General features: G+C 37.6%; 9 protein-coding genes and 1 pseudogene. 2 read left to right on the plus strand and 8 right to left on the minus strand.

Annotation, left to right across the window (positions count from 1 at the left end; genetic code table 11):
* Window positions 1-31: 31 nt before the first annotated feature.
* The 8 genes and pseudogenes from DD627_RS01705 to DD627_RS01740 form a co-directional block, all read right to left on the minus strand.
* The gene (locus tag DD627_RS01705; protein ID WP_260274799.1) at window positions 32-1,417 is read right to left on the minus strand and encodes a PTS transporter subunit EIIC; all 1,386 of its coding nucleotides are present in this window, start codon (window positions 1,415-1,417) and stop codon (window positions 32-34) included.
* Window positions 1,418-1,459: 42 nt separating this feature from the next.
* Complete coding sequence (locus tag DD627_RS01710; RefSeq protein WP_260274792.1) at window positions 1,460-2,398, minus strand: sugar phosphate isomerase/epimerase family protein; 939 nt, start codon at window positions 2,396-2,398, stop codon at window positions 1,460-1,462.
* 177 nt (window positions 2,399-2,575) lie between these two features.
* Window positions 2,576-3,223, minus strand: a complete 648-nt coding sequence (gene rpe / locus DD627_RS01715; protein ID WP_260274793.1) for a ribulose-phosphate 3-epimerase — start codon at window positions 3,221-3,223, stop codon at window positions 2,576-2,578.
* A 74-nt stretch (window positions 3,224-3,297) separates the two neighbouring features.
* Complete coding sequence (locus tag DD627_RS01720) at window positions 3,298-4,281, minus strand: LacI family DNA-binding transcriptional regulator (protein WP_260274794.1); 984 nt, start codon at window positions 4,279-4,281, stop codon at window positions 3,298-3,300.
* A gap of 160 nt (window positions 4,282-4,441) precedes the next feature.
* Window positions 4,442-5,977: a multicopper oxidase family protein gene (locus tag DD627_RS01725; RefSeq protein WP_260274795.1), complete on the minus strand. Its 1,536-nt coding sequence runs from the start codon at window positions 5,975-5,977 to the stop codon at window positions 4,442-4,444.
* A gap of 81 nt (window positions 5,978-6,058) precedes the next feature.
* Window positions 6,059-6,508, minus strand: coding sequence for a universal stress protein (locus DD627_RS01730; protein ID WP_057783380.1), 450 nt, complete (start codon window positions 6,506-6,508; stop codon window positions 6,059-6,061).
* Between the two features lie 138 nt (window positions 6,509-6,646).
* Window positions 6,647-6,979, minus strand: a pseudogene (locus tag DD627_RS01735) (UDP-glucose--hexose-1-phosphate uridylyltransferase); the annotation flags it as partial.
* Window positions 6,937-7,395, minus strand: coding sequence for a family 1 glycosylhydrolase (locus tag DD627_RS01740; protein ID WP_260274796.1), 459 nt, complete (start codon window positions 7,393-7,395; stop codon window positions 6,937-6,939). The gene DD627_RS01740 and the pseudogene DD627_RS01735, both read right to left, overlap by 43 nt.
* A gap of 430 nt (window positions 7,396-7,825) precedes the next feature.
* Between DD627_RS01740 and DD627_RS01745 the strand changes: the two genes are divergently transcribed.
* Both DD627_RS01745 and DD627_RS01750 read left to right on the plus strand, forming a co-directional pair.
* Window positions 7,826-8,617, plus strand: a complete 792-nt coding sequence (locus DD627_RS01745; protein ID WP_260274797.1) for a hypothetical protein — start codon at window positions 7,826-7,828, stop codon at window positions 8,615-8,617.
* A gap of 50 nt (window positions 8,618-8,667) precedes the next feature.
* Complete coding sequence (locus DD627_RS01750; RefSeq protein ID WP_260274798.1) at window positions 8,668-8,874, plus strand: hypothetical protein; 207 nt, start codon at window positions 8,668-8,670, stop codon at window positions 8,872-8,874.
* Window positions 8,875-9,051 lie beyond the last annotated feature (177 nt).

Genomic DNA, 9,051 nt, shown 5'->3' on the forward strand with positions numbered 1-9,051 from the left:
AATGGTGGATTTTTCAACAATAGAAAGCATTTTAAATTAATTTTTCTTCACGGTTAGTGAAAAAGTATGCTAAAACCGCTGCAACGACAGCTGCAATTCCAAGTCCAATCATAGCATTCAAGAAATTAGCACCATTTTTCTCAATAAATGCTGGGAATGTTGTAACACTACCAAACACAAAAGCATTTGTTACAACTTTGGTTAATCCTAGATAAGCACCACCGACTGCGCCACCAATAATCTGTGCTAACCATAATTTACGATTCTTTACCAATAGTCCAAACAAAGTTGGTTCAATAATTGCTGAGAGTGCAATAGTTACTAAACCAGTCAAAGCAAAACTACGAAGCTTTGAGTTGCGTGCCTTGAGCCAAACACCAACTGTCATACCGATTACTGCAAAATTGCAGGCAAAGGTCCAGGGACAAATATAATCAAATCCGTTGTTAGCAATATTATTTATCATAATCGGATTAATGGCCCAATGAATACCCATACTTACCAGAACACTCCAGCCGCCTCCAACTACGACGCCGGCTAAAATACTACTATGTCCAATCAACCAATTGACAAAGAAAGCAATCGCTTCACCGCTATACACACCAAGTGGTCCAATAACAATAATTGTAAGTGGGATCATAACAAGCAGTGAGATTAATGGTAATAGAACTAATTTCAAATTTTCCGTAATTTTCCGATCCAACCATTTATACAAATATGAATATGCCCAAATAGCTAAAATAATTGGTACAACAGTTGAGTTATAATTCATCAAAACTGCCGGAATTCCAAAGAAATTAGTCATCGCACCATTTCCAGTTTTACCCATCAAATTAATAAAATCCGGATAAAGTAAAGCTGATCCAATTAAGGCTGATAAATATGGACTCGCCCCAAAACGTTTAGCTGAAGTGAATGCAAGTAAAACTGGTAGAAAGTAAAATACACTCATTGAAGCAGCATATAAAATTGTATATGTACCACTTCCACTTTTGATAAGGCCCACTTGAACTGCCAAAATCAACAAGCCACGTAAAATACCAGAGCCAGCCAAAGCAGGTAACAATGGAGCAAAGATAGCAGAAATTGCAGAAAACATTCGACTAATAATGCTCCCCTTAGCAGCTTTCTCCTGATCTTCAGTTAATTCTGCAGGTGCATCTCCCCGCTCGATATTAACTTGCTTTTCAAATTCTGCATACAGTTTAGGGACTTCGGTACCAATTAATATCTGATATTGACCGGCTTTATATACAACATTTAAAACACCAGGAATTGCTGCAACTTTTTCATCATCTGCAAGAGAACGATCCACCAGGTTCAATCGTAATCTCGTTGCACAATGACTCATATTTCCAACATTCTTTGCGCCACCGATATTTTTCAAAATATCCTTGGCACCTTGCTTAAAGTCCATACTCATGTTTGTTCACTCCTCATATTGTTATTAGCTAAATTGTCATGCAGGATTATTATTTAAAAACTTCATCAATAATTTATGTGCCTCAATTGCATCATTTTTATCGATCACTTTTTGAATTTCGCTTAAACCTACTTGGTCAATTCGGGATTCAAGATATTTAATCATCTTGATATTTTGTTCACATTCATCAGTAGCTCCCTCAATTACAGGGAATGTGTCAAAGTAAATCATTCCACCATATGAATGCTTTTTAAGATAATACAAGAATTCAAGTGTTTTAAATGGGCTCGCAGTTCCAATCATTAAGCCATCATCATTCATTCCATATCCGTCATTCAAATGAATTCCGAAGAGCTGTTTACGACCACCAAAAATATCTGCTGCCATTGCTGGGTTTTCGTGTTTCATTAACATGTGGCAATAATCTAAAGTGACCCCTACATTTTTTCGATTAATTTCACTTAACATCATTCCTGTAACGCCCATACTGTCAATGAACGCATATGCTCTTGGTTGAAACGGTTTATACTCAATGCTAAATCTTAAATCTGGTGCATAATCTGCCATTGCTTGAAATGCTTTAACCAGTTGTGCCCAAACATTTGTATAATCAATCTGAAAATTATAATCAAATCCATCATGTGCTAACCAGACTGTTACAACGTGGCCACCAACAGCGCGACAGTAATCTGCCGCATCCTTGCAAAGTTGTAATCCTTTATCTGCAATAGCTTGATTAGGGTTACCAATTTCTCCACTGATGTAATCTTCCTTAAATCTGAGAGCCACACCATTTAACTGAAGATCATTGTTGCTAAGAAGCGCTTTCATTTTATCGGATGAAATACCCTTTACATGTTCCGGATAGTTTAAATCTACGTAATTCAACCCAAGTGATTTGAACTTCTTAAAAACCTTTCCTAAATCATTATCGCTAACTGGTAAAAACGAATTAATTCTTGTTGCTAATTTCATATTGTAATCCCTCCCATTTATTTGACAAATTCAGTATAGCACCATATTTATTCATTCGCAACCACATTATGCCAAATATATTCATCTTTTTTCATTTTGAGCAAAAAAAATAAATAGCTTTTATTGAATATCACAAAAATAATCAATTAGGTAACGCCAAACCCTATTTTTTCTAGGCTAAAGTTGTTTTAATTCCCGAACGATGGCTTTATATTCTTTATTTTTACCAAATAAGGACGAAGTACCAACAATAAAATTCTTTACACCTAGCTTGCTTAATTCCTGAATACGTTTTGGTGAAATGGCGCCATCTACTCCAACTACATAGCTATACTTGGTTTGCAGTCTACAAATCTCGGTTAGTTTTGGTAATACAAAATCCAAAAAACTTTGTCCCGCAAATCCCGGATTCACAGTCATAACTAAAACGGCATCCACCAATGGTAATAGTTCCCTCACCGTTTCGATCGACGTATCTGGATCAATAGCTATTCCGGCCTTCTTACCTAAATTATGAACAGTATCAATTGTTCTAGCTGGATGTTCGTCTGCTTCTGGGTGTATATACATTAAACTAGCGCCCAAATCTGAAAACAATTTTACATATTTTTCTGGATTTACAATCATTAAATGTGCATCAAGTGGCTTTGTCGCTATGCGTCCTATTAATTCATAGTCCTGCAGTCCCATTCCAAAATTTGGTACAAATTGCCCATCCATAATGTCCATATGAAACATATCAATTCCTGCGTCTTCTAATTTTTTAACTTCATTTGCCAAATCCGCAAAATTTGCACACATCATTGAAGGATTAATTAAGTTCATTATCAAAAACCTCATTTCTATTTTTTAATTTATTTGTTAATTTGGGTAATCGATTACTCAACCAATAAAAAAAACTAGGCAGTTCCTCTAATAATCAGTTTAACTGGTATTTTAATAGTTGTTTTGTTCTTTATTGTAATATGATTCATTAGGTCTATTAATTGATTGCAGGCTAATTTGGCAATCTGCTCTTCATCTTGTTGAACAGTTGTCAGTTGAGGATAACAAACTTTGGCAATTGGGGCATCATCAAAACCAACTAATCTCATTTCCTCTGGTACCTTAATATTCAATAAATGTGCCTGTAACAGAATCGTTGCAGCCAATTCATCACTATTCGCAAAAATTCCAAAAGGTCTATGAATCCCCATTTTTTTACTTAAAAATACTTTTAGTTGGCGATCATCTCCACCATAAATAAAGCTTTCCGCATGGACATTCTGATATTCTTTCACCGTAGCTTGAAATCCACGATGCCTTTCCAGCGAAGATACTGATTGTCGTTCAGAACGAATAAGGGTTATATCATTAACTTTTTTTAACAGATACTTAGTTGCAAGAACGGCCCCAGCATAATGGTCGGATCCTACAAATAAAATATCATTATCGTTTGGATTTCGATCTATACAAACTAAAGGTAACTTGCTATGTAATTCAGTTGTTTGAAAGTTTATTGCGCCAGAAATAATGATGATACCATCTACCATTTCACTTTCCAAAATTTTCAAATACTTTGTCTCTTTTTCTTGATCGTGCGCAGTATTACAAATAATTGTAGAATACCCTTTTTCAAACAAATAAGCCTCGATTTGTTGGACCGTACTTGAAAAAAACGAATTAGTAATATCTGGCACAACAATTCCTACAGTATTTGACTTTTTAATACGTAAACTCTTGGCCACTCGATTAGGCTCATAATTATACTTTTCAATTACATTCTGAACTTTCTTTCTGGTTTTCTCAGAAAAACGACCATTATTATTGATAACTCTCGAAACTGTGGCCGTTGAAACCCCCGTTAATTTTGCAATTTCTTTTATAGACAGCTTGTAGTTCAAGATTTCACCTTCTTTTCTTAATAATTAAGAGTAATCGTTTACTCAAACAAGCACACTATACAATTATATTTTAATTTTGTCAACGATTGCAAAGAAGCTCGTAAAACTCTCTATGAAAGTTTTACGAGCTTTTCATTTGAAATACTTAACTTCTTTAGCCTTACATCTTCATGCCCATTTTTTCATAGGATCCCATGCCACCGAGCCACAAATCTTTTGGCTCAATGTTGTTTTCCTTAGCGAAAGCATTCATCAAGGTGTCCATATCCATCAATTTATAGGTCTTTGGATGGTCTGGATCATACGATTCAATCTGCGCCATCATGCCGCCATCTTCGTGTTCAATAATATGACAATGATACATGTAAACACCGGTGTACTCAAATCGCACTTTAATCTGAACATGTTCATCTGGATTGACACTTACCGTATCCTTCCAACCATACTCGTTTGGATATGGCGCATGCCCATTTCTGGAAACGACCAAAAATTGAGTTCCGTGAATATGGAAAGGATGAATCATGCCCCCCACCATATCGTTGGTATTGGTCACATCCCATAAAACGACATCACCAACTTTTTGCCGGGCATCAATACGTTGCATATTAAACTTCTTGCCATCAATTGCAACTTCTTCGTCCATTCCAGACATCACCACATGGCGTGTTTCAGTCCCTGGTGTAACGGGCAAATCAGGCTCATCAACCAAATGGTCTGGCAATTTCGTCTCATCTTTAGCAAATTGATGAATCCGGAAATGAACCAACGGCACATCATCTGACATTAACACTACTTCACCGCCATCGTGATACTTGCCGAAATCAACAATAAACTCATCCCGTTCAGCACAAGTCATCATGACTTTAGTGAAATAGACGGGCTCTGGCATAATACCACCATCAGAAGCCACTTGGGCAAACTCTAAGCCATCATTAAAATGGAGACGGAATTCACGCCGGTTAGCACCATCCAGCACGCGTAAGCGAACACGTTGAGTTGTCACATCAACATAAGGATTGATCGTCCCGTTGATCATTGGCGTTTTACCCTGAACACCATCGGGATCGTAATCAGCTTTATAATCCCACTGATTATCTTCGTGAAAATTGCGGTCTTGCAAAACTAGCGGAAAGTCGTCTACGCCATAATTGCGTGGTAAAGGTAATTTGGCTTCCACATCGTCTTGAACAACCACCGGAGTCGCTAAACCATGCCATACCTGTTGGGCAGTCGATGGGCATGGATGCGCATGAAGCCAAAGTGTTGCCGCTGGCTGATTGCAGACAAATTCAATGTCACTGGATTCACCTGGATAAACAGGTGCATGACAGCCGCCATCAATATATGGCCCTGGCACATTTAAACCATGCCAGTGAAAGGTAGTCAGTTCATGGAGATCATTTTTCAACGTGATATGAATAGTCTTGCCTCGTTTGAAGATAATCGTTTTGCCTAACAAACTGCCGTTATAACCCCAGGTCTTCGTTTTCGGACCAGGTAATAATTGCGTTTCACCCTCTTCGGCCGTCACGGTGTAATACATATCCGTGTCGGTTTCCTTATCAGGCTGCAAAACTGCTGGTACATGCAGCTTTCGTTGCGGTGTCGTCGGCTCTTCAAGCGGCACATATCCGCCATCATGCGTATTCCATGCTGGCTCATCAAAAAAATAATCGTTATAAACTTGCTTTGCCATTATTTTAAGCCTTCTTTTAGAATTATTTGCTTCTAATAATCATTCTAACTACTTACAAACTAAAATTCAAGCGCTCTTAAACTAACGAATAACCAATACAGAAACTGGTGAATACTTTGCCATATAGGAAGCCTGACTACCAAAGTAGCGGGCAACTCCGGACTTAGAAGAAGAACCAATAACTAACAAATCCGGATTAACATGCGGAATCACGTCTTTTACAATCGTTTCACCGGCATCACCTTCAGCAGTGTAGGTTTCAACCTTGCGAATCCCAAATTCTTCCGCAATTTTGCGATAACCCTGTAAATGTTTCTCGAGCTCATCACGTTTGTCTAAAATGTAATCCTTGTTCAATGCCTGATAAATATTGATATCATCCTGTTCTAAAATGGATACAATATCGAGTTCGGCATTGTCTTGTTTGGCACGGTTCATCGCAAACCGAAACGCCAACTGGGCATCTGGGGAATCATCAACCCCAACTAATATTTTTGAAAATCGTTTTGGATCTAAGCGGCTTTCGCTCATCTTAAAATTCCCCCAATTGCATATTATTTAACATCCTAATTTTAACATTTTTTAGGTATTTCAACGAGTAAAGGGCTTTCAATTTTCACCAAAAAAATGACCACTTCCATGTGGCCTTTACCTACTAACTGAATTAGCTCAGTTGGTTGCATTAACTTTTTGAATAAACTGCTTAAACCCTGCTTGCCCATCTGAAGTGCGCTTGAAAATTCCAGCATCCTCCAAGACGCGCAAAAACACGTGCCCCACTTCTTGATCCACAATCTGTTCGACATTAGCCGTCGTGAAATCGTGTTTGGCTTTTAAATGATCAGCCCATTTTTGATGGTAAGCTTTCATTTCGTTCGGTTGGTTTAACAAGTAGCGTTCCACTTCCTGCAATTCAGTCTTCAAGCGCGCCGGCAAAATAGCTCGCCCCATAACCTCAATCAGGCCGATATTTTCCTTTTTGATGTGTTGCACATCTTGATGCTTCTTCTGTCAAGCCATCCTCCGTACTCATCAATCAGAGCCTGGGGATAATCAAAATGATACATTGTCACAATAGGCTCAATATGATTTTCTTTTAGCTGGTTAATTACAGAATGGTAAAATTCAACACCGGATCTATTAACTTTACCCTTACCATTCGGAAAAATACGTGTCCATGATATGGAGATTCGGAATGCTCGCAATCCCATCTCTTTCATTAGTTTAATATCTTCTTTGTAATGATGGTAGAAATCAACACCAGCTTCAAAATTTGTAGTATTTTTTTCTTTTCTTGTGTATTCAATAACTGATCTTCCTTGTCCATTTTTTCGCCAATCACCTTCTGCCTGGAATGACGAAATACCTGCACCCCATAAAAAATTTGGCGGAAAATCCTTTAACTGTTTCAAATCCATTTTTAACACCTCGTCTTTATTGATTACGCTTTCATTATTGTGCAATCTTTTTTACTTCTCAATTCATAAAATTTCTTTAACATGCAGAAATCGACTGTATCTCATGACCGACTGCTTTTTGGGTTTGTTCGCATTACTTAATGTGATGAGAAATAATTTAATTGAAAGTTTTTTCAAAAAAATTCAAAAAAATTTACCAACCATAACTTTTCACATATAAAAGCGTTAACTCGCCTAATATCAAGCCTAGTTAAGCCCTTACCAAGTAATTCTTTGCATTCGCTTTCTTTTCTTCCATTCTCATCAAATGCCAAGAATTTCGCATTTTAAATGTCTGACTTCCGACTACACAGATTTTTAAAGTGTGATAAGCTCTATAAATGTTATATTTTTACAGTTTTCATTATTAATAATATAAGGAGTGGTTAAGTTGGATACAATCCATTTGGAGAAGTTAAACGAATTGCAAGAGGTTATTGAACGGCGAACAATTAGTCGGTTTGAACAGATCGCAGACATGGCGCAAACTATCGATCAGACAGATATTTGCAGCGAGACAACATTCTACATCCACGACACCTCACACTGGAGTACCGATTACAACAGCATCGTTTTTGATGCCCATCGCGGTATTCACAAGACTAAAATGACGACTAAGAAACTAATTAACCGATACGCACGGTCAAAAGAGGCTAATTTTCTGCTGATGCAAGCCATGGGTCGCCAACTTTCTGTAAACAGATGTTGGCCCTACGTTCTAGGTAGCATTCAATTTGCTCCAACTGGTGGCCCTGTCAAAGACTCCACTCATTGGGTGGCCGTGCACCATATGAAAGACATTTATAAAGATCCGGCAGACGAAAAACGGATATATATAGTGTTTGATGGTGGCTATCGATTGAATGTACGAGTTGATTTCAAAACTTTCCACCGCAAACTCGAAATGGTTCGCCGCTATTATGATTTCCAGTTGGATCTCACAAAATATCTAGTCGGCCAATTTAATGGTGAGGTACACCTTTTGCCGATTGATAGCTACCTCGCCACACGGATCCCACGTTCTCCTGATTTAGAAACATCCGAATATCAAAACTGCCGGGAAATTTTGATCCGAATTGCTTATCAAGTATTCCGGACAATGAATCCCGAAGATTACCATTTTAATGTTTTGGATATGGAGGATGTCTATAAGGATACGTTGCGAGATAAGGCAATGTTGTAAAAACTAAAAACCCCACAATTTATAAAACGACGAGGAATTTAAACAAATATATGGAAAAAATGAAAGTTATGGACTTAAAATTACCCGGATTAGCTATTCAAATTCTGGTAGCCGGACGTCACACATCGCTTAATATGAATGGGACAATCAAGTATACTGTTTTCGAAACAGCAGAAGAAGCACTTGATAAGGCCCATCTAGTGATGGAAACTCTGGCAAAGGACTATTCGGAAAAGATTACTGTGTATTATATGTAAAAACAGTTTTTATTAAAGCTAAGCAAATCTAAAAAGCATCTTGCCTATGACGCCTTTTACTCAGTCATAGTGCAAGATGCTTTTCTCATTTCAATATTCTTTGAATCTGCATTGCCATTAACATGATCTCTTCATCTGGTAATTCATGACCAAATTTGGGTCTCTGTCAAACATCCT

Origin of the sequence: Pediococcus sp. (genome assembly GCF_003533255.1) — a bacterium.
GTDB lineage: Bacteria > Bacillota > Bacilli > Lactobacillales > Lactobacillaceae > Pediococcus > Pediococcus parvulus.